General features: G+C 52.4%; 15 protein-coding genes, 1 tRNA gene and 4 pseudogenes. 7 read left to right on the forward strand and 13 right to left on the reverse strand.

The window, feature by feature from the left end:
• A pseudogene (gene allD, locus A7589_RS16250) lies at positions 1–1,032 on the reverse strand (ureidoglycolate dehydrogenase); the annotation flags it as partial.
• Between the two features lie 316 nt (positions 1,033–1,348).
• Here allD and A7589_RS16255 point away from each other — a divergent pair.
• From A7589_RS16255 to A7589_RS16270, 4 genes and pseudogenes are all read left to right on the forward strand, one after another.
• Entirely contained in the window at positions 1,349–3,016 is a 1,668-nt protein-coding gene (locus tag A7589_RS16255; protein WP_000580877.1) for an acyl-CoA synthetase FdrA, read from the forward strand.
• A gap of 9 nt (positions 3,017–3,025) precedes the next feature.
• Positions 3,026–4,285 (forward strand): YlbE family protein, encoded by a 1,260-nt coding sequence (locus tag A7589_RS16260; protein ID WP_000495344.1) that lies wholly within the window; start codon positions 3,026–3,028, stop codon positions 4,283–4,285.
• A 10-nt stretch (positions 4,286–4,295) separates the two neighbouring features.
• A pseudogene (locus tag A7589_RS16265) lies at positions 4,296–5,041 on the forward strand (oxamate carbamoyltransferase subunit AllH family protein).
• Positions 5,038–5,931, forward strand: a complete 894-nt coding sequence (locus A7589_RS16270; protein ID WP_108188923.1) for a carbamate kinase — start codon at positions 5,038–5,040, stop codon at positions 5,929–5,931. The pseudogene A7589_RS16265 and the gene A7589_RS16270 overlap by 4 nt, the downstream one beginning before the upstream one ends.
• A 119-nt stretch (positions 5,932–6,050) precedes the next feature.
• Here A7589_RS16270 and purK read toward each other — a convergent pair whose 3' ends face one another.
• The 4 genes from purK to ppiB all read right to left on the reverse strand — a co-directional run bounded on the left by purK (position 6,051) and on the right by ppiB (position 8,960).
• On the reverse strand, positions 6,051–7,118 hold the full coding sequence (gene purK / locus A7589_RS16275) for a 5-(carboxyamino)imidazole ribonucleotide synthase (RefSeq protein WP_000815610.1): 1,068 nt from the start codon (positions 7,116–7,118) through the stop codon (positions 6,051–6,053).
• Complete coding sequence (purE, locus tag A7589_RS16280; protein ID WP_001295318.1) at positions 7,115–7,624, reverse strand: 5-(carboxyamino)imidazole ribonucleotide mutase; 510 nt, start codon at positions 7,622–7,624, stop codon at positions 7,115–7,117. Before purE ends, purK begins: the two co-directional genes overlap by 4 nt.
• A 116-nt stretch (positions 7,625–7,740) precedes the next feature.
• Positions 7,741–8,463 (reverse strand): UDP-2,3-diacylglucosamine diphosphatase, encoded by a 723-nt coding sequence (gene lpxH, locus A7589_RS16290; RefSeq protein WP_000212267.1) that lies wholly within the window; start codon positions 8,461–8,463, stop codon positions 7,741–7,743.
• A gap of 2 nt (positions 8,464–8,465) precedes the next feature.
• Complete coding sequence (ppiB, locus tag A7589_RS16295) at positions 8,466–8,960, reverse strand: peptidylprolyl isomerase B (RefSeq protein WP_000256002.1); 495 nt, start codon at positions 8,958–8,960, stop codon at positions 8,466–8,468.
• A 173-nt stretch (positions 8,961–9,133) separates the two neighbouring features.
• Here ppiB and cysS point away from each other — a divergent pair, with 173 nt between their 5' ends.
• A complete protein-coding gene (gene cysS / locus A7589_RS16300) occupies positions 9,134–10,519 on the forward strand; it encodes a cysteine--tRNA ligase (protein ID WP_000912345.1) in 1,386 nt (461 codons plus the stop codon).
• 41 nt (positions 10,520–10,560) lie between these two features.
• On the opposite strand, the gene A7589_RS16305 is transcribed toward cysS, so the two are convergent.
• The 3 genes from A7589_RS16305 to folD all read right to left on the reverse strand — a co-directional run bounded on the left by A7589_RS16305 (position 10,561) and on the right by folD (position 12,280).
• The gene (locus A7589_RS16305; RefSeq protein WP_001143527.1) at positions 10,561–11,091 is read right to left on the reverse strand and encodes a metal-dependent hydrolase; all 531 of its coding nucleotides are present in this window, start codon (positions 11,089–11,091) and stop codon (positions 10,561–10,563) included.
• Between the two features lie 108 nt (positions 11,092–11,199).
• Positions 11,200–11,412, reverse strand: a complete 213-nt coding sequence (ybcJ, locus tag A7589_RS16310) for a ribosome-associated protein YbcJ (protein WP_000190295.1) — start codon at positions 11,410–11,412, stop codon at positions 11,200–11,202.
• Position 11,413: 1 nt separating this feature from the next.
• Complete coding sequence (gene folD / locus A7589_RS16315) at positions 11,414–12,280, reverse strand: bifunctional methylenetetrahydrofolate dehydrogenase/methenyltetrahydrofolate cyclohydrolase FolD (RefSeq protein ID WP_000729175.1); 867 nt, start codon at positions 12,278–12,280, stop codon at positions 11,414–11,416.
• Positions 12,281–12,540: 260 nt separating this feature from the next.
• Here folD and A7589_RS16320 point away from each other — a divergent pair.
• Positions 12,541–12,617 (forward strand) — tRNA-Arg (locus A7589_RS16320).
• A 15-nt stretch (positions 12,618–12,632) separates the two neighbouring features.
• Here A7589_RS16320 and A7589_RS22975 read toward each other — a convergent pair.
• A pseudogene (locus A7589_RS22975) lies at positions 12,633–12,792 on the reverse strand (integrase); the annotation flags it as partial.
• A 94-nt stretch (positions 12,793–12,886) separates the two neighbouring features.
• Between A7589_RS22975 and emrE the strand changes: the two are divergent.
• Positions 12,887–13,219: a multidrug efflux SMR transporter EmrE gene (gene emrE, locus A7589_RS16330; RefSeq protein ID WP_001070440.1), complete on the forward strand. Its 333-nt coding sequence runs from the start codon at positions 12,887–12,889 to the stop codon at positions 13,217–13,219.
• A 340-nt stretch (positions 13,220–13,559) separates the two neighbouring features.
• Here emrE and A7589_RS16335 read toward each other — a convergent pair whose 3' ends face one another.
• The 4 genes and pseudogenes from A7589_RS16335 to nfrB all read right to left on the reverse strand — a co-directional run bounded on the left by A7589_RS16335 (position 13,560) and on the right by nfrB (position 20,646).
• Positions 13,560–14,237, reverse strand: a complete 678-nt coding sequence (locus A7589_RS16335; RefSeq protein WP_105282563.1) for a hypothetical protein — start codon at positions 14,235–14,237, stop codon at positions 13,560–13,562.
• Positions 14,238–14,558: 321 nt separating this feature from the next.
• Positions 14,559–15,449, reverse strand: a complete 891-nt coding sequence (locus A7589_RS16340; protein WP_001228561.1) for a DUF4434 family protein — start codon at positions 15,447–15,449, stop codon at positions 14,559–14,561.
• Positions 15,450–18,422, reverse strand: a pseudogene (gene nfrA / locus A7589_RS16345) (bacteriophage adsorption protein NfrA). It abuts the gene before it with no gap.
• Positions 18,409–20,646 (reverse strand): cyclic di-3',5'-guanylate-activated glycosyltransferase NfrB, encoded by a 2,238-nt coding sequence (gene nfrB, locus A7589_RS16350; protein WP_108188924.1) that lies wholly within the window; start codon positions 20,644–20,646, stop codon positions 18,409–18,411. The pseudogene nfrA and the gene nfrB overlap by 14 nt, the downstream one beginning before the upstream one ends.
• Positions 20,647–20,715: the final 69 nt, after the last annotated feature.

Consider the following 20,715-nt stretch of genomic DNA (forward strand, 5'->3'; position numbering starts at 1 on the left):
GTTGGAGTCATTACCCGAATCCAGGGCAAGAAAAAAAGAATTAATCCTGGAAAGGTCTGCAACAATTTCGATGCCTTCGACGGCGGCTTTGCGTTGTTTAATATCCTGATCCTGTCCGGGATAATAAACTTGGTTAAAACCGGGCGCGGGGGTAATGGCATTTAATTCGCGCATGGTCTGGCTAAGATGTTGACGGAATAATTCGCTGGAGGAGAAAAAGTTCGGATTAATAACTATATGTAATTGCCCCAAATTACGCCCGGCGTGTAAATCGTCATACATCGAACTAACCTGGCGCCCGAACGGTAAGTCGAGTAACACGCCTGAGAGGACGTCAATCATCATCATCAGGCCATACCCTTTCGGTCCGGCTGCGGGAAGCAGAGCATGTACCGCGAACGGATCGGTTGTTGGTGCACCGTTTTTATCGACCGCCCAGGTATCCGGGATAGACATATTACGCGAGCGGGCGTCGAGCACTTTTCCCCATGCCTGTACGGTAGTCGCCATATCAAAGGTAAGGATCTCGTTGCCTTCTCCCGGCGCGGCAAAGGCCAGTGGGTTAGTACCGTAGTAAATTTCCGCGCCGCCAAACGGCACCACCATTGGATCGGACTGGCACAGCGAAATGCCAATCAATCCGGCTCGGGCTGCCTGCTGCACAAAGTAAGAGATAGCGCCGCTGTGGCCCATCCGGCTGATACCGACCACCGCAACGCCATTTTGTTGGGCGGTTTTGATGGCATGTTCCATACCCATTTTTGCGGCGACCTGCCCGGCGGCATTGTCGGCATGTAAAATTGCCGAGCACGGCCCGGTTTCTTCGAGACGGAACTCCGGTTCGCGGTTGGTGCCGCCTTTTGAAATGCGTTCTGCGTAGTATTCCACGCGTACCGCGCCATGAGAGTGGATCCCTCTGGCATCGGCGTAAACCAATACTTCAGCCACGGTTGCAGCGTGCTCACGTTTTAACCCAGCCTAGCACAGTTTATTCTCGATTAGCTGGTGGAGTGTTTCCCGACTGATTTTCATCTGTCTTCCTTTTTAACGATGGTGTGAAGCATGACTGCAATTAACATACAGGGAAAATATCTCGATTATGTGATCCAGACAGGCAAAAAAATATAGTTAGAATTTATTTGATAATCGTCCTTCTTTTAACCTGATTTTTAAAACAACCACGCTTATTAAAAAATAACGCGTAATAGTCTGGCGGTTATTTAAATTCTTTTTCTAATAATCTCTGTGTGATATTCATCACCTTATTTGTCACCGTCCATCGATACCGTAATCGCCACATTAACACTGCTCGTGCAATTGCCATGGGTGCAATTTTTAAGGAGTTGTTATGATCCACGCCTTTATTAAAAAAGGGTGTTTTCAGGATTCGGTCAGTTTAATGATTATTTCACGAAAACTCAGCGAATCAGAAAATGTTGATGATGTTTCCGTAATGATGGGTACGCCCGCCAATAAAGCGTTATTAGATACCACAGGTTTCTGGCATGACGATTTTAATAACGCCACGCCGAACGATATTTGCGTGGCAATTCGTAGCGAAGCGGCGGATGCGGGGATCGCGCAGGCGATTATGCAGCAGCTTGAAGAGGCGCTAAAACAGCTGGCACAGGGAACAGGCAGCAGCCAGGCGTTGACGCAGGTGCGTCGCTGGGACAGTGCCTGTCAGAAATTACCCGATGCCAATCTGGCGCTGATTTCAGTGGCTGGTGAGTATGCGGCAGAGCTGGCGAATCAGGCGCTGGATCGCAACCTCAACGTGATGATGTTCTCCGATAACGTTACGCTGGAAGATGAAATCCAACTTAAAACCCGCGCGCGGGAAAAAGGCTTGCTGGTGATGGGGCCAGACTGCGGTACGTCGATGATTGCCGCCACGCCGCTGGCTTTTGCTAACGTGATGCCGGAAGGCAACATTGGCGTCATTGGCGCTTCCGGTACCGGGATTCAGGAGCTGTGCTCACAGATTGCGCTGGCAGGTGAGGGAATTACTCACGCGATTGGTCTTGGTGGGCGCGACCTCAGCCGTGAAGTGGGCGGCATCAGTGCGCTAACGGCGCTGGAAATGTTAAGCGCCGATGCGAAAAGCGAAGTGCTGGCATTTGTTTCAAAACCACCTGCCGAAGCTGTGCGTCTGAAAATTGTTAATGCCATGAAAGCAACCGGCAAACCGACGGTGGCGCTGTTTTTAGGTTATACCCCGGCTATGGCTCGCGACGAGCATGTCTGGTTTGCCTCCTCGCTGGATGAAGCCGCACGCCTGGCTTGCCTGCTTTCACGCGTCACGGCGCGACGTAACGCAATAGCGCCTGTCAGCAGCGGATTTATTTGCGGTTTGTATACCGGCGGTACGCTGGCTGCCGAAGCGGCGGGATTACTTGCCGGGCACCTTGGCGTGGAAGCCGACGATACCCATCAACATGGCATGATGCTGGACGCCGATGGCCACCAGATTATTGACCTCGGCGATGATTTCTACACCGTCGGGCGTCCCCATCCGATGATCGACCCAACCTTACGCAACCACTTAATTGCCGATCTCGGCGCTAAACCGCAAGTGCGCGTATTGCTGCTTGATGTGGTGATTGGCTTCGGCGCGACCGCCGATCCTGCTGCCTCGCTGGTAAGCGCCTGGCAAAAAGCCTGTGCTGCGCGTTCAGACAACCAACCGCTGTACGCCATTGCTACGGTGACAGGCACTGAACGTGACCCGCAATGCCGCTCGCAACAAATCGCCATCCTGGAAGATGCGGGGATCGCGGTAGTGAGTTCGCTGCCGGAAGCCACCTTGCTGGCGGCGGCACTGATTCATCCGCTCTCGCCTGCCACACAGCAACACACACCGTCATTACTGGAAAACGTCGCGGTGATTAATGCCGGATTACGCAGTTTTGCGCTGGAACTACAAGGCGCCAGCAAACCGGTCGTGCATTACCAATGGGCGCCAGTCGCTGGCGGCAATAAAAAACTGGCTCGTTTATTAGAACGTTTGCAATAAGGGGTTCCCATGTTTACATCAGTGGCGCAAGCCAATGCTGCGGTTATCGAACAAATTCGTCGCGCTCGTCCACACTGGCTGGATGTGCAACCGGCTTCTTTACTTATCAGCGAACTAAACCAGGGCAAAACACTGCTTCACGCCGGGCCGCCAATGTGCTGGCAGGAGATGACCGGACCCATGAAAGGGGCGTGCGTGGGCGCATGTCTGTTTGAAGGCTGGGCGAAAGATGAAGCGCAGGCGCTGGCAATACTGGAGCAGGGGGAAGTGCACTTCATTCCTTGTCACCATGTAAATGCCGTCGGGCCAATGGGCGGCATTACTTCTGCCAGTATGCCGATGCTGGTGGTCGAGAACGTGACCGACGGCAACCGTGCGTACTGCAACCTGAATGAAGGCATCGGGAAAGTGATGCGTTTTGGCGCTTACGGCGAAGATGTCCTGACCCGTCACCGCTGGATGCGCGATGTGTTAATGCCGGTATTAAGCGCCGCGCTTGGGCGCATGGAGCGCGGTATCGATCTCACCGCGATGATGGCGCAGGGCATTACGATGGGCGATGAGTTCCATCAGCGCAATATTGCTACCTCGGCACTGTTAATGCGCGCGCTGGCACCGCAAATTGCCCGCCTCGATCACGATAAACAGCACATCGCCGAAGTGATGGATTTCCTCAGCGTGACCGATCAGTTCTTCCTCAACCTCGCGATGGCTTACTGCAAGGCGGCGATGGATGCTGGCGCGATGATCCGCGCAGGCAGCATCGTTACGGCTATGACCCGCAACGGCAATATGTTCGGGATTCGGGTAAGCGGGCTGGGTGAACGCTGGTTTACTGCGCCTGTAAACACTCCGCAAGGTCTGTTTTTCACCGGCTTCTCGCAGGGGCAGGCGAACCCGGATATGGGCGACAGCGCGATTACCGAAACCTTTGGTATCGGTGGTGCGGCAATGATCGCAGCGCCTGGCGTAACGCGCTTTGTCGGTGCGGGTGGTATGGAGGCTGCCAGGACAGTTTCTGAAGAGATGGCGGAAATCTTCCTTGAGCGCAATATGCAGTTGCAGATCCCCGGCTGGGATTTTCAGGGTGCGTGCCTGGGGCTGGATATTCGGCGCGTGGTAGAAACGGGTATTACGCCGCTTATCAATACCGGTATCGCCCATAAAGAAGCGGGGATCGGGCAGATTGGTGCAGGCACAGTGCGGGCACCGCTGGCGTGTTTTGAACAGGCGCTGGAAGCACTGGCTGAAAGCATGGGGATTGGTTGAGGAACGTGCAATGACGATCATCCATCCTCTGCTTGCCAGCCGTAGCGCACCGAATTATCGCCAGTCATGGCGGTTAGCGGGAGTGTGGCGACGGGCGATTAACCTGATGACGGAAAGCGGCGAACTGTTAACGCTGCATCGTCAGGGTAGTGGTTTCGGCCCCGGAGGATGGGTGCTTCGCCGCGCGCAATTCGATGCGTTATGCGGTGGATTATGCGGCAATGAACGACCACAGGTTGTGGCTCAAGGGATTCGCCTCGGGCGTTTCACGGTTAAACAGCCACAGCGTTATTGTTTGCTACGTATTACGCCGCCTGCGCATCCTCAACCGCTTGCAGCTGCATGGATGCACCGCGCGGAGGAAACCGGGCTTTTTGGACCACTGGCGATGGCGGTAAGCGATCCGCTGCCCGCTGAATTACGCCAGTTTCGCCACTGTTTTCAGACCGCGCTCAATGGCGTTAAGACCGACTGGCGGCCTGGTATTATGGCGCTTTAGATTTGCGCTCTGGTCGCCAGTTTTTTTCCTGTTCCGACAATCTTCAACTCGTTACCACAGCGGTGAGCGTCAGTTATTTGCGCTACGCCGCACAAGGATATTTTTCCTCGCCACTCCTGCACTTTGTTCATGCTCTGGAACGCCCTCAACGTACCGCTGCAGCGATTGATTCACTGTTGGCGCTGGGGCATACGTCAGGGGCAGATACATTGCTGGGATTCTGGCTTGGTCAACAATTATTACAAGGAAAACCATGAAAACACTGGTTGTAGCTCTTGGGGGCAATGCCTTGCTTCAGCGCGGTGAGGCGCTGACGGCAGAAAATCAATATCGCAATATCGCCAGTGCTGTACCTGCGCTGGCGCGCCTGGCCCGTTCTTATCGGCTGGCGATTGTTCACGGCAACGGGCCGCAGGTGGGGCTGCTGGCGTTACAGAATCTGGCGTGGAAAGAGGTAGAACCGTATCCGCTGGATGTGCTGGTGGCGGAAAGCCAGGGGATGATTGGCTATATGCTGGCGCAAAGTTTGCGCGCGCAGCCGCAAATGCCGCCTGTCACGACGGTGTTGACGCTCATTGAGGTTTCGCCGGATGATCCGGCGTTTTTGCAGCCAGAGAAGTTTATCGGTCCGGTTTATCAGCCAGAAGAACAAGAGTCGCTGGAAGCGGCTTACGGCTGGCAGATGAAACGCGATGGCAAATATGTGCGCCGGGTGGTGGCATCTCCGCAACCGCGTAAAATTCTCGACAGCGAAGCCATCGAACTTTTGCTCAAAGAGGGGCATGTAGTGATTTGCAGCGGTGGCGGCGGTGTTCCGGTAACGGATGACGGGGCAGGGAGTGAAGCGGTAATTGATAAAGATCTCGCCGCTGCGTTGCTCGCCGAGCAGATTAATGCCGATGGACTGGTGATCCTCACCGATGCTGATGTGGTATATGAAAACTGGGGAACGCCGCAGCAACGTGCCATTCGCCATGCTACACCGGATGAGTTAGCTCCATTTGCCAAAGCCGATGGTTCGATGGGGCCGAAGGTAACGGCGGTGAGTGGTTATGTCAGAAGCCGTGGCAAACCCGCGTGGATTGGGGCGTTATCGCGAATTGAAGAGACGCTGGCGGGCGAGGCGGGGACCTGTATTTCGCTGTAGTCGTAGGCAGTAGACATTTGTGCCTGATTCGATGCTGATTATCCGACCTGGAAATATCATCACTTCCGCAGGTCGGATAAGGCGTTCACGCCGCATCCGGCAAGAAAATGAGTACCTGATTAACTGAACTTGCTCTGCGCCCAAATCACGCCGCTGGCATACTCCGGCGGCAGCAGCGGGATTAAGGCTTCCAGTGTCGCGGTCAGACGCGATATGTCGCTGTCGGTCAAATTCAGATGCCCCACTTTACGCCCCGGACGGACTTCTTTGTCGTACCAGTGCAGGTGCACCAGCGGCAGTTTCAGCCAGTCATAATTCACATCGCTACCAATCAGGTTGATCATCACCGACGGGCTATTCACCACTGGTTGCGGTAACGGCAGATCGGTAATCGCCCGCAGATGCAGCTCAAACTGGCTGATGCTGGCGCCGTTTTGCGTCCAGTGACCGCTGTTATGCACACGCGGTGCCAGTTCGTTGATCAACAGACCTTGCGGGGTGACAAAACACTCCATCGCCATCACGCCCACATAGCCCAGCTCCTGCATAATCGCCGACAGCATCTCTTCGGCTTGCGCTTGCTGCTGCGCATTGGCCTGCGGAAAAGCGACGCTGGTGCGCAAAATACCGTCCTGATGCAGGTTATGCGTCAGCGGATAAAACACGGTGCTGCCGTCAAAGCCACGCGCGCCAACCAGCGACACTTCACCAGAGAAGTTAATGCCTTGCTCGACAATACATTCGCCGTAGCATTCAGCCGGTAACTGATCGGTTTCATCGGCGCGTAAACGCCATTGACCGCGACCGTCATAGCCGCCAGTGCGACGCTTAACAATCGCCAGTTCACCTAAACGATCAAACACCGCAGGCCACTCGCTGCGATCGGCAAGTAACTGCCACGGCGCGGTCGGCAGGTGGAGCTTATCGAAAAGCTGCTTCTGAGTCAGACGGTCGGCAATAATCGGGAACACATCGCGGTTCACAAAGGCCGGATGGCGCGCCAGCTCGCGGGTTAATGCAGTTTCCGGCCAGCGTTCGATCTCAGCGGTAATCACGCTTTGTTGAAAAGGCACCGCCGCAGGTTCAGCGTCCAGCCCGACCGGCCAGACAACAATGCCTAACGGTTCGCCTGCCTGACGCAGCATACGGCCTAACTGCCCGTTACCGAGGACGCAAACCTGTTTCATGCCGCACCTCGCGGGTCCGGGTTTTCCAGCACTTCGTCGGTCTGGGCTTTACGCCAGTCATTCAGACGCTGGTGTAGTTCTTTATCGTGAGTCGCAAGAATTTGTGCTGCCAGTAACGCCGCGTTTGCCGCGCCCGCTTTACCAATCGCCAGCGTACCCACCGGAATGCCACGCGGCATTTGTACGATGGAGTAGAGGCTATCGACACCGCTCAGTGCGGCGCTCTGTACTGGCACGCCCAGCACCGGCACCAGCGTTTTGGCGGCAATCATGCCTGGCAGGTGCGCTGCGCCGCCTGCGCCCGCAATAATCACCTGATAACCGTTCTCTTCGGCGCTTTCGGCGAAGCTGAACAGTTTGTCGGGGGTGCGGTGAGCAGAAACCACTTCAACGTGGTGCGGGACATTCAGGATTTCGAAGATTTCGGCGGCGAACTGCATGGTAGCCCAGTCGCTTTTGGACCCCATCACGATGGCGACACGCGCCGGATTATTGCGGGAAGACATGCGTCTTAAAACTCCTGTGGTGCACAACTCTCGGCTTTAGAGGGCACAGAGAATAGCACGGAAAGAGAGCAAGGAAAACGGTTGCGTGGTTGTGGAATCAGCAAACTTGCGCGTTATTAAAACGGGAAATGGATTAGCTCAACGTCATTCGCCGTGACTTTCACCATCGAACCTTCGGTATGCCAGGCACCCAGCACGACGCGGAAAGCAGGTTGCTGATTGGCGATAAATTCATGCACCGCCGGGCGATGCGTATGCCCGTGGATCAGCCATTGCACCTGATGGTTTTCCATCGCACTGACCACCGCGTTTTGGTTTACATCCATGATCGCCAGCGATTTACTGCTGTTGGCTTCTTTACTGTTCGCGCGCATCCGCGCGGCAATGCGTTTGCGTACAAACAACGGCAGGGCGAGGAACAGTGTTTGTAGCCACGGTTTGTGGACTTTGGCGCGAAAAGCCTGATAACCCACGTCATCGGTGCACAGCGTGTCGCCATGCATAATCAGCACCCGACGACCATAAAGTTCGAGCACCTTTTCTTCCGGCAATAACGTCATGCCGCTTTCACGGGCAAAGCGTTTGCCGAGCAGAAAATCACGGTTGCCATGAATGAAATAACAGGGAACGCCGGAATCGGACACCGCTTTGATTGCTGCCGCCATCTGGCGATGGAGTGGGTTGGGATCGTCGTCGCCAATCCATGCTTCAAACAGATCGCCAAGAATATACAGCGCGTCGGCATTGCGGGCTTCCCCCGCTAAAAAACGCAGAAAACCGGCGGTGATCGCCGGTTCTTCCACGCAGAGATGAAGGTCTGCAATAAAGAGTGTCGCCACGATTACTCGCTAACGGTCACGCTTTCAATGATAACGTCTTCTTTTGGCACGTCCTGGTGCATACCGCTACGACCGGTTGCAACACCTTTGATTTTGTCTACCACGTCCATGCCTTCAACCACTTCAGCAAACACGCAGTAGCCCCAACCTTGCAGGCTTTCGCCAGAGAAGTTCAGGAAGTCGTTATCAACCACGTTGATGAAGAACTGTGCAGTTGCAGAGTGCGGAGCCTGAGTACGGGCCATTGCCAGCGTACCACGGGTATTTTTCAGACCGTTGTTGGCTTCGTTTTTGATTGGTTCTTTGGTGGCTTTTTGTTTCATGCCCGGCTCAAAACCGCCGCCCTGAATCATAAAGCCGTTGATAACACGGTGGAAAATGGTGTTGTTGTAAAAACCTTCGCGGCAGTAGTCCAGGAAGTTTTTAACTGTTTCAGGTGCTTTATCGTCAAAAGTTTTGATGACAATATCGCCGTGATTGGTGTGGAAAGTAACCATTTTTGCATCCTGTTCCGTTTGATTGGTGCTTCAACCCGGTTCGGGTCATATATAGGGTGGTGTTATAGCATAACCGCACGATCGGATCATCTCGCAATGTATGCTGAATCGCGCGGGAAATATGGGTATTATACGCAACTCAATTACCCACACATGTCTAAACGGAATCTTCGATGCTAAAAATCTTCAATACTCTGACACGCCAAAAAGAGGAATTTAAGCCTATTCACGCCGGGGAAGTCGGCATGTACGTGTGTGGAATCACCGTTTACGACCTCTGTCATATCGGTCACGGGCGTACCTTTGTTGCCTTTGACGTGGTTGCACGCTACCTGCGTTTCCTCGGCTACAAGCTGAAGTATGTGCGCAACATTACCGATATCGACGATAAAATCATCAAGCGCGCCAATGAAAATGGCGAAAGCTTTGTGGCGCTGGTGGATCGCATGATCGCCGAAATGCACAAAGATTTTGATGCTTTGAACATTCTGCGCCCGGATATGGAGCCGCGCGCGACGCACCATATCGCAGAAATTATTGAACTCACTGAACAACTGATCGCCAAAGGTCACGCTTATGTGGCGGACAACGGCGACGTGATGTTCGACGTACCGACCGATCCAACTTATGGCGTGCTGTCGCGTCAGGATCTCGACCAGTTGCAGGCAGGGGCGCGCGTTGACGTGGTCGACGACAAACGCAACCCGATGGACTTCGTTCTGTGGAAGATGTCGAAAGAGGGCGAACCGAGCTGGCCGTCTCCGTGGGGCGCTGGTCGTCCAGGCTGGCACATTGAGTGTTCAGCAATGAACTGCAAGCAGCTGGGTAACCACTTTGATATCCACGGCGGCGGTTCAGACCTGATGTTCCCGCACCACGAGAACGAAATTGCCCAGTCCACCTGTGCGCATGATGGTCAGTATGTAAACTACTGGATGCACTCCGGCATGGTGATGGTTGACCGCGAGAAGATGTCGAAATCGCTGGGTAACTTCTTTACCGTGCGCGATGTGCTGAAATACTACGACGCCGAAACCGTGCGTTACTTCTTAATGTCCGGTCACTATCGTAGCCAGTTGAACTACAGCGAAGAGAACCTGAAGCAGGCGCGTGCGGCGCTGGAGCGTCTCTATACTGCCTTGCGTGGCACAGACAAAACTGTTGCACCTGCCGGTGGCGAAGCGTTTGAAGCGCGCTTTATTGAGGCGATGGACGACGATTTCAACACCCCGGAAGCCTATTCCGTGCTGTTTGATATGGCGCGTGAAGTGAACCGCCTGAAAGCAGAAGATATGGCAGCGGCGAATGCAATGGCATCTCACCTGCGTAAACTTTCCGCTGTATTGGGCCTGCTGGAGCAAGAACCGGAAGCGTTCCTGCAAAGCGGCGCGCAGGCAGACGACAGCGAAGTGGCTGAGATTGAAGCGTTAATTCAACAGCGTCTGGATGCCCGTAAAGCGAAAGACTGGGCGGCGGCAGATGCGGCGCGTGACCGTCTTAACGAGATGGGGATCGTGCTGGAAGATGGCCCGCAAGGGACCACCTGGCGTCGTAAGTAACATCCTCACTCTTATCCTCTCCCGCAAGGGAGAGGGTAAGTTCAGCGCAATTTACGCCTGCGCCACCATAACATTCCCATCAGCACCATTCCCGGCAACCATATCCACATCAATTCAGAAATAATCACCTGATGTCCGTACGGTGTGGTGTAACGAGACAACGCAAACGGCGCAACTTTAATCACCTGCCAGGGAGCGAAAAAGCGTTCCTCTGACCACGGCCACAGCCAGCCAACGCCTTTACCGCCAGTGGTTACCGAATCCAGCAAGCTGTGCGATAGCAACGAGACGGTTAAAAATAGCCAGCAGCGAATCAGCCCAGCCCTGAACCATCGGCGTCCAATCAGCACACATAACAGCGGGACAACAAACGCAAACACCAGCGAATGGGTAAACCCGCGATGACCAAAAACATTGCCGTAAGCAACGCCAAATTTAAACGACAATACATCGGCATCGGGCAGCATCGCCAGGACGATTCCGGCAAATAACAGACGCGGTGGGATGATTTTTGAACCCAAGCCTAAACCAATACAAAGGGGAACGGCGGCGTGAGTAATAACGGTTGGCATGATGATCGCTTCGGCAAAATATCGACGCTATCAGCATGGATGAAAGCGACGAAGAGGGCAAAGGTCTGAAAAGAGAATCGGCCTGCATACGGGCAGGCCGAAGTGGGATCAGGCAACAACCTGTACGCTGTGACCTGCAAAACTCACTGTCTGACCGGCGACGATTTTGCAACGTTTGCGCGTTTCAACCGCGCCGTCGACTTTTACCTGGCCTTCGGCGATCACGATTTTCGCCTGCGCGCCGCTTTCGCTCCAGCCTTCCAGTTTCAGCAAGTCGCACAGCTCAACGTGCGGATGTTTACCTAAAGAAAATGTCGCCATGTTACTCACCCTGTGGATCATGATATTCAACGCACGCCTGTAGCGTGTTTTCTATCAGCGTGGCAACCGTCATCGGGCCAACGCCGCCGGGAACGGGCGTAATGTAAGAAGCGCGCTTAGCCGCTTCTTCAAACACTACGTCGCCCACAACTTTGCCATTTTCCAGACGGTTGATGCCGACATCAATCACAATTGCGCCTTCTTTGATCCAGTCACCTGGAATAAAGCCCGGCTTGCCGACGGCAACGATCAACAGATCGGCATTTTCTACGTGATGACGCAGATTTTTGGTGAAGCGGTGAGTCACGGTGGTGGTGCAACCTGCCAGCAGCAGTTCCATGCTCATCGGGCGACCGACGATATTTGATGCGCCAATCACCACAGCATTAAGACCAAAGGTATCAATGTTGTAACGCTCAAGCAGCGTGACGATACCGCGCGGAGTGCAAGGACGCAGACGCGGCGCGCGCTGGCACAGACGACCGACGTTATAAGGATGGAAACCGTCTACGTCTTTGTCCGGGTGAATACGTTCCAGCACTTTGATGTAGTCAATTCCCGCCGGAAGCGGCAACTGCACCAGAATGCCGTCAATGGTGTTGTCGGCGTTCAGTGCATCGATAAGCTCAAGCAGTTCTGCTTCAGTGGTGGTTTCCGGGAGGTCATAGGAGCGGGAGACGAACCCGACTTCTTCACAAGCCTTGCGTTTGCTTGCGACATAAATTTGCGATGCAGGGTTGCTACCCACCAGCACAACGGCCAGTCCTGGCGCTCGCAGTCCGGCCGCAACGCGCGCCTGAACTTTTTGAGCAACTTCAGAGCGCACCTGCTGCGCAATCGTTTTACCGTCAATAATCTTTGCTGCCATCAGAGAGAGGATTCCATCTGTTACGTAGGTCGAAGGGGATGCGTCTATTTTGTCAGAAGCGTGGCGCGCTGTCAGTTTTCGTTTTCTGAAAAGTAAAACCTTCTGTACCTGGCGATAATGATAACCGTCGTTGGTTTGCTGCCGTAGTGAGGTAAATCAGATGCGGTCGTACACTTGTTCAGCAACCGGTTCAAAAGCCATTGACTCAGCAAGGGTTGACCGTATAATTCACGCGATTACACACACATTGTGGTATCAATGCGCCCTTAGCTCAGTTGGATAGAGCAACGACCTTCTAAGTCGTGGGCCGCAGGTTCGAATCCTGCAGGGCGCGCCATTAAAATTCAATTAGTTACGCCTTCTTTACCTCTTCCATAATTTCACAGTGGGACATCATCACCAAAAATGCCGTCTGTTTTCCTCGCGTGCTCCGTCAAATGATTAGGCGCAAGGTGAGTATATCTACGCACTATTTCTATGGATTCCCATCCGCCCATTTCCTGAAGCACTGATGAAGAACATCAATGAATGCACCAGCAGGAAACCAGTGAGTTAAGTTCAAACTGTAGTACAATTCTCTTTGGTATTAACAGGAAAGAATATGCTATGAACCCTTATATTTATCTTGGTGGCGCAATACTTGCAGAAGTCATTGGTACAACCTTAATGAAGTTTTCAGAGGGTTTTACACGGTTATGGCCCTCTGTTGGTACAATTATTTGTTACTGTGCATCATTCTGGTTATTAGCTCAGACGCTGGCTTATATTCCTACAGGGATTGCTTATGCTATCTGGTCAGGAGTCGGTATTGTCCTGATTAGTTTACTTTCCTGGGGATTTTTCGGCCAGCGGCTGGATCTTCCAGCCATTATAGGCATGATGTTGATTTGTGCCGGAGTGTTGGTAATTAACTTATTGTCACGAAGCGCACCACATTAAAAATAATTTCTTTTGAATCGAGTGAAATATGGCAGCCCGTATGGTTATACGGGCTTCTTTTTTGCTGGTAAATGTTTTTAGGCAATTGGAGCTGGTGGTTACCACATTTGCGTTTTAAACAGTAGCAATAAAGTTTTCGGTGAGAAATGCTGTCGGCATTTTGTGATAAAATGGTTTATAGCAATATAAAAATGAACTCTTAAGCCTGTTTATTTTTTTTAAGTTTCATGCGCATAGTGGATCAAAATGAAAACCACCCGCTGAACGAGTGGTTTTGCTTTTATAACTTCAGTGAATATTTACGTTGAAATAATGCAAATGATAGTGGGCAAAAGCACAATCAGTTGATGGATTCACCGTAGGATGCAACAGCCTGAGCGGTGAGTCCCCCGCTCAATACCTGTCTGAGCCCATCATTTTTCAGCCAATAATAAGTATTATTTTCTTTATTAAAAGCGTAAACTCTACAAATACCTTCAAACTCATTATTTGTGTTCCATCCACTATTAGCTACATTGCCCCATTCCTGATAAAGCCCCGCGTTAACTTCTCGCTTGATAATATGCTGTGAATTATGATCATTATAATCGTAACTATCGATATCCTGCGCTTCAGGAAATTCTCCGTTCATCTTTTTAACCCACGGTAAAATATCTTTAACTGAATTGTAAGTTTCAATACTGTATTTGAAAAAACGCTTCACGATAAAAATATAAATACCGGCAGATTTATTCGTTGATTTATCAGTGGCGAAAATAACAAAAATCTTCCCAACACACTTTTCGTCAACGCCAGGAAACGTTACTGTGCCATCCTGACTCACCGCCAGAACATTATTGTCTGCATCAGTGCTACAGCTCCATTTTACTTTGTCATTATTAACCGGGTCATTATCAATGACCATCTTGAAGGTGGCACCTGGAAACAAGCTGTTAGGAAAACAGTAACCACTCACCATATCATTTTTAATATCATAGATATGGTTATCAACTAAAACACCTGTAATTTTACTCATCATTAACTCTCTTTGTTTATTAAATAAAAGGGTTTATTCCTGTATAAAGGAATATGTTGATGTTAATGCATTCAATGAATAATTGTTCTTATTTACAGGTTATATAGTGACATAAATATGACTATATAATGACTCTGAGTAGTGGCTATACCGGTTATTTGTATCACAGCTATCTTCTTATTGGCTATGCAGGTCGTAGTGGGGCAAAACCGAGACACATAAAATGCGTTGAAAACAGAGAACCTGCTAAACAATTAATACAGACAGGACGCTGATTAGGAAAGTGAAAAGGAAGGGAGCAAGCAAACTTGCTCCCTTAAACAATTAATACTCGAGGATGCCACGCGCGACGGGCAAATAGCGCAGGGAGAAATAGAGCATGTCTTTGCCGCAGGCGGAGCGTTTTGCTAATAGCGAGGCGATCTCCGCATCCGGTTTTGGTTTAGCTTCAAACGTTTTACCTTTGCCCGCGACAAACAATTCATAAACAATGCCGCTGGCGGGCGAGGCAATCTGGCAATCTGCACTGGCTTGCAGATAACGTTCGCGCTGCCCGGCGGTGAGTTTATCCACGCCGCTGCCATCCTGTACCCAGACATTAACGCCGGTTGCTTTAACTTGTTCCAGCAGTTGGCGATAGCCATCGGGCGACATGTTTCCGGCGAAAAAACTACTGACATAAGTCGGTTTTTCCGAAACATCACTAAGCAGTCGCTGAGTATTATTTAACCATTTCAGCAATGGCTGGCGGGCGGCTTCGCTGCGCCAGTTCAAATCGTCAATTTCCGCACTGATGTACCAGCCATCCGGCGTTACGCCCGGTGCGGCGCTCCATAATCTGGCTTGCTGGAGATCGGCCGCCAGCAGGCGATTAAGATAGCTTTCCAGCGCCGCAGATGACTGCTTCTGATGCATAAAAAATTCCGGATCGGCATTCAGGCCAACAATCAGCTTCAGGCCAGCGTGCTGCGCTGCCGCTGCACGTCTGAACAATAATGCACGCTCTTCTGGCTGGGTGAATGCATCGCCGTAACGGGTCCATTGCAAAACCAGAGTATCGAAGCCCTGCAAACGTAACTGGCTCATCAGCCCCTGCCACTGGGCGTCGGTGACCTGACTGTCACGATTTTGCGGTTGCCAGATGATACCTTTCATCGCAAAGGAAAAAGGGCTGACCAGCAGCAGTGTCAGCATTACGAAAATTAACTTACGCATTTACCAGTGCACTCCAATGGTGAGAAACGCGTTGTTGCGCTCCCCGCTACGTTGATTAATCGCCTTAAAGGTATGCTGATATTCGACGCCGAGACTGACTTTGTGCGGCCAGGCATCATAGTGCGTCTCGCCGGTCCAGATATTCCAGCGCACGCCGACACCGCCAAGCTGTGCGCCCTGAGTGCCTTTATCACGATAGCCGTTGTCCTGAACGTGAGCGTAAGGCTCAATGGTTTGTCCGTTCGCCACCTTCTGATGCCAGCTCACGCGATAATCAGCCGTCCACGCCTGAATATCCTGGCGGACATATTGCGCCGCATCGAGATACAGGTTTTGGGCAAACCAGCCTGAACCGTTCGGGTGCCACTCGTCGCTGTATTTGCCGCCGTTAAAGAACGAGGCACTGGCGCGCAGCATGGTATCGGAAGCGCCATTTTGCCCGTTCAGCGGCAACTGCTGTTCAACGGCGAGGAAAAAGATTTGGTCGCGCAGGGGCTTCCAGCGCAGGCCGGTGCCGGACATCGGATTTTTCACCGGCATTGCTACACCGTTTTCTCCGGTATCGGCAAACACACGGCTGTAAACCGAAAGCAGGTCGCCTTCCAGCAGCATATTGCGCCCGATGCGGTATTCTGCTTCCAGTTGCCCGTAGCTACGATAACTTTTCCCTGGCGCAGCACCGCCAACATTGTTGTTAGCGGTACTCATCGCCCCGGAACGCAAGCCGATGGAAGAATCGAAACTGAACGTCCAGCGGCGACCAACGTCTTCATGCAGACGGCGGAAATTGAAGCGTTGCTGATTTTGCTCTGGCGTCAGTGGGGTTATCAGCGCCTGGTTATCAATATCATCAATTACCCGCCGGGCGTACTGTTGTGTTGCAGGCATATCATCCAGACGCTGGTTCACGTAGGCCAGTTGTCGGATCAGTGCTGGATCGTCCGGCAATCCTTTATGCGCCTGTTCCAGCATTTCCCGCGATTGCGCGATATCACCGCTATCCCACAAGGCGTAACCGAGCGCCGCCTGGGTATTGCTGTTATTGGGTTCCAGTTCCAGAGCGGCGCGCAAATCGCTCACCGCCGCTGAGACATTATGACGTTGGCGATAAATCGTCGCCCGCGCAACGTAAGCGTTAGCAGAAGGTGCAATGTTAATTGAGCGTGTGAGATCGTTCAGTGCGAGTTCCGGCTGACCAGGAATATAACGTTGTGCATGTAGCCACCAGTACAGCGCATTGTTTCCCAGCCCGCGTTGTTCTGCTTGTTGCAGCCAGCGATCGCGAGCCGCGCCATTTCCTGCCGCCTGGGCGGTATTGGCGGCAGCAAGTAGATCTTCATTGCTCATGTCGTGAAGGCTGATTTTCTGCCAGGCCGCCAGTGCGGTGTTGTAGTCTTCCACCTGGTATGCCTGATAAGCCACCGCGCGATGTTGCCACGCGTTCGGTTGTCGTTGTTCTGCCTGAAGCCAGGCATACAACGCCACACCGGGTAGCGTGTCCCGATAACACTTCGCCAGACGGTTCTAGGCCGCAGCATCGTAGGAAGGCGACATATCGCCCAGCAAGCGGACTATCACCGGGCAATTATCTGCAATCCCCGGTAACTGGCTTTGCCACTGACGCTGCTCCGCCAGCGGCAAGGGTTTCGATAAAATCGCTACTTTTGCCGGGGTCGCCAGGTAAGGATGCTTTTCCAACAGCGAAGCCAGTCGCGCCATTAAAGTATGGCTGACGGTTGCATCCCCCTGGAAAGGGTAGCGTTGCAGCAACAAATCGGCGGCTTCGCGTGACTGTCCGTTCTGTATCAGTTGCCAGGTCAGTTGATCCAGACGGGTAAGATTTGCCGGTTCTTGCTGATACAGCAACCGCGCCAGACGCAGAGCTTCAGCCTTGTTACGAGTCGCCACGCTGACGGCATAACGCTCCTCAAGCATTTCATTGGCGGGAAGGGTAGCGAGCAGTTTTTGCGCTGCGTCGTACTGACCTTCTTTTAATAGCACCGGTAGCGTCGCGCCAACAACATACTGGCGGTTATCGGCAAACTGTACCGTGTGATTCGCCAACGCTTGCACCGGGTTGTCACTGTATTTTGATAACAGATAGAGCCAGCTTTTCTCTTGTGTGTCCGTGGTAAACAGCGGCTTATTTTCAGCGAGATAACGTTGGAGACGTGCTTTTTCGCCACGATAAGCCAGAGCGGTCGCGTAAGTAATATACGACTGTGGATCGGTGAAGATCCCCACTGATTGCAGCGCCAGGATCCGATCATCCAATTGCCCGGCAAGAAGCACATCAAACCACTGGCGGCGCTCTGCCGCGCTTAATGTATTCTGCTGGCGTGCTTCATTGTATAGCGTATCTGCCTGGGACCATTGTTTCAGGTAGATTGCCCGTTGCAGCAGATCGGTTCGCAACGTTTTTCCTTCCGGCGATGCAGCAAACGTCGCATCGTTAAGTTGCGCTCTGGCAACAGGTAATTGTGCCAGCCGCAGGGCATTCTGCCCGACTTCACTGCGACAACGCAGGGTCGGCGCAGCATCGCACGCTTTTTGCTGGGCAAGCAGCTCTTCAACTGTCGTAATGCTTTTCACTTCAACTGGAATAGCCGCCAGACTGCGCTCAAGGCGGGCATCGCCAGGATGACGTTTCAGTTGATCCTCAAGCAACAGCCGCGCGCGATCATCATGACCAAAATGGCGATAGGCTTCTGCCAGATATAACGTCAACGGAATATTATCCGGCACCTGCTGATGAATATATTCAAATTCGCGGATGGCGGTTTTTTCGTCGTTATTTTTCTGTGCCTTCAGCGCCTTATCGAGACGGGGATAAATAACAAAATGGCGATAGTCGCTCAGCCCCAGCTCTTCTGCGCTGGTGCCGATATTGTCTGCGAGTGCGCTGGTACTCAATAAAGACGTCAGCAGTAAACCAGACCATCCGATGACGCGATTAAGGTTATTTTCCTTCATTTTCGGACTCCAGCTCCGCAACCTGTTCTGTGGTTAAACCTGCTTTGAGTAATAATGATTGCATCGAAACTTGTAATTCGCGTTGAATTGTCAGGACGCGATTCAGCGTTTCCTGGCTAATAACGCCTTCGGTGACCAAAAATTTACCGAGCGGCAGTGAGCTGCGTTCATGGCGCAATAACAACACGTTAATTGCAGAACGATTAATATGGCCGAGCGTGGTCAGTATTTCGGCGAACAGGAACTGATGCGGCACATATTGCTGCCAGATGTCGCTGGCCTGCTGTTCAGTGAGCCATTGCTGCTGAACCGCATTGTGCAACATTGCTCGTGGGTCATAACCGCGACGACGCGCATACCAGTGACGTAAACCGGTGACGATTTGCCCGCGCAGAACAATGACGTAACGCACCTTGCGTCCGACCTTACGTGTCAGAGCCGCCAGTGAAACAGGATCGATACCATCTTCGCTGCCGACAATTAACTCATCATTTTCCAGACGCAGCGGCAGCACCGCATAATGTAGCGCCACGGACGCAGGCATTTCGGCAATCAGCGAGGAAGGGATCTGCCAGGCATCGATCGATTCCCACGCCACGCCGTTTTGCTCTGCCAGCGCCTGTGCCAGTTGCTCGGCGCTAATCAGCCCCTGCATCAGCATTGAACCGCCCAGGCGTAGACCTTCGACGCGATTACGCAGTGCTGTATCGAGTTGTTCTTCAGTGATGACCTGATTTTCCAGCAGAATTTGACCTAACGGGCGCAACGAGCGGGTATCGCCTGTGACGCTGGGGAAGTCATGCGTTGTTTTATCCCACGCGACGCGACGTGGATCGTCGTGTTGAAGTACCTGTTTTAACGCGCGCCAGTTGGCCATGAAGTTAATCAGGTTGCCCCAGAAAAGACGCAGGACAGATAGTAGCCCCTGCGTCAGGCCGTAGTAGCCGGTGACAAAAATCACCCGTTGCACAATGCGGTTGATCATCAAGCCAAAGTTTAGCCACAGCAGGGTCATCAACCATGCGCTGCCGCTGAAAATAGAAAGAAAATGCCAGGCGTCGGAGCACAAACTTTCATACGCCATCAACAGCAGAAGCTGGAGCATCACCAGCATCGCGAGGAAGCTGACAAAGTTACTGATTGCCCCTTTGCGGTCGCGCCAGAGAAAGTAGTTCAGCGTCAGACTGGAGGTCCATTTGTGGGTTTTAAAACCCTGGAAAACAATGCCGATGATCCAGCGAGACTTTTGTCGAACCGCAGTCGAAAAGGTGTCGGGGAAATATTCGCGCACGCAGATCATGTTTGACGTCCGCGCGTGCTGTAAAAATTTACGCTGTTCGCGCTCTTTGGCTTCGTCCACCACCGGAAAACGGACAAAAATTTCCGTCATACCTTTCTCTTTCAGGCGGAAACCAATGTCGTAATCTTCAGTAAGACTCTGCACGTCGAAAGCAATGCCGTCACCGTCAGCTAACAGTGCGGTCACGGCGCGGCGGCTGAAACAGGTGCCGACGCCTGCGCTGGGCACCTGTCCGGCGAGGGCTTCACGCACCGGAACATCTTTGCCATGCAGTTCTGAAAACTCATCGATATAGGTCATGCTGGTGAAGTGCGTCCATTCGCGTTCGAATGGGTATACCGGGATCTGAATCAGATCTTTTCGCTCGACCAGATAGTTGAACAGACGCAATTCCATCGGTGAAATCACGTCTTCGGCATCATGCAGAATAAAACCAGCAAAAGCGAAATTGGCGCTACGCTCAAACTGGGTGATGGCGTCCAGCACGTTGTTCAGACAGTCAGCTTTACTGGTAGGGCCAGGACGCGCACAGACCACCTTGTGCACATTCGGAAAGCGAGCGCACACTTCGTCAACATCACGCTGAGTATCGGGGTCGTTGGGGTAAGTGCCGACAAAGATATGATAGTTTTCGTAGTCGAGCGTGGTTGCCGCCAGCTCGGCCATATTGCCGATGACGCCAGTTTCATTCCACGCCGGAACCATAATCGCTAAGGGTTTTTCATCCGGCTTATACAGTTCGCGGTAACTCATTCGCGGGTAGCGGCGATAAACACTCAACTTGCGCTTAATGCGGCGTACCCAGTAGACGACATCAATAAAAAAATCGTCCAGCCCGCTGATGAACATTATGACCGCTAACGTTATCGCGATTACTTTTAAGCCGTAGAGCCAGGTAGCAAAAACATCAAGAAGCCAGTCCACACAAAAACCTTACATTAACGCTGGTTATGTTTAGGGTGGCGTATATTAAGGTTTTTTATGGATTGTGAC

This window comes from Escherichia sp. MOD1-EC6475, assembly GCF_003046645.1.
Lineage (GTDB): Bacteria > Pseudomonadota > Gammaproteobacteria > Enterobacterales > Enterobacteriaceae > Escherichia > Escherichia ruysiae.

Excerpts from the sequence above, each read along its gene's own strand:
- A7589_RS16260 (WP_000495344.1), top strand. The coding sequence starts at position 3,026 with ATGTTTACATCAGTGGCGCAAGCCAATGCTGCGGTTATCGAACAAATT.
- A7589_RS16255 (WP_000580877.1), top strand. The coding sequence starts at position 1,349 with ATGATCCACGCCTTTATTAAAAAAGGGTGTTTTCAGGATTCGGTCAGT.
- A7589_RS16335 (WP_105282563.1), bottom strand. The coding sequence starts at position 14,237 with ATGATGAGTAAAATTACAGGTGTTTTAGTTGATAACCATATCTATGAT.
- emrE (WP_001070440.1), top strand. The coding sequence starts at position 12,887 with ATGAACCCTTATATTTATCTTGGTGGCGCAATACTTGCAGAAGTCATT.
- A7589_RS16270 (WP_108188923.1), top strand. The coding sequence starts at position 5,038 with ATGAAAACACTGGTTGTAGCTCTTGGGGGCAATGCCTTGCTTCAGCGC.
- A7589_RS16305 (WP_001143527.1), bottom strand. The coding sequence starts at position 11,091 with ATGCCAACCGTTATTACTCACGCCGCCGTTCCCCTTTGTATTGGTTTA.
- ppiB (WP_000256002.1), bottom strand. The coding sequence starts at position 8,960 with ATGGTTACTTTCCACACCAATCACGGCGATATTGTCATCAAAACTTTT.
- ybcJ (WP_000190295.1), bottom strand. The coding sequence starts at position 11,412 with ATGGCGACATTTTCTTTAGGTAAACATCCGCACGTTGAGCTGTGCGAC.
- folD (WP_000729175.1), bottom strand. The coding sequence starts at position 12,280 with ATGGCAGCAAAGATTATTGACGGTAAAACGATTGCGCAGCAGGTGCGC.
- purK (WP_000815610.1), bottom strand. The coding sequence starts at position 7,118 with ATGAAACAGGTTTGCGTCCTCGGTAACGGGCAGTTAGGCCGTATGCTG.
- cysS (WP_000912345.1), top strand. The coding sequence starts at position 9,134 with ATGCTAAAAATCTTCAATACTCTGACACGCCAAAAAGAGGAATTTAAG.
- A7589_RS16340 (WP_001228561.1), bottom strand. The coding sequence starts at position 15,449 with ATGCGTAAGTTAATTTTCGTAATGCTGACACTGCTGCTGGTCAGCCCT.
- purE (WP_001295318.1), bottom strand. The coding sequence starts at position 7,624 with ATGTCTTCCCGCAATAATCCGGCGCGTGTCGCCATCGTGATGGGGTCC.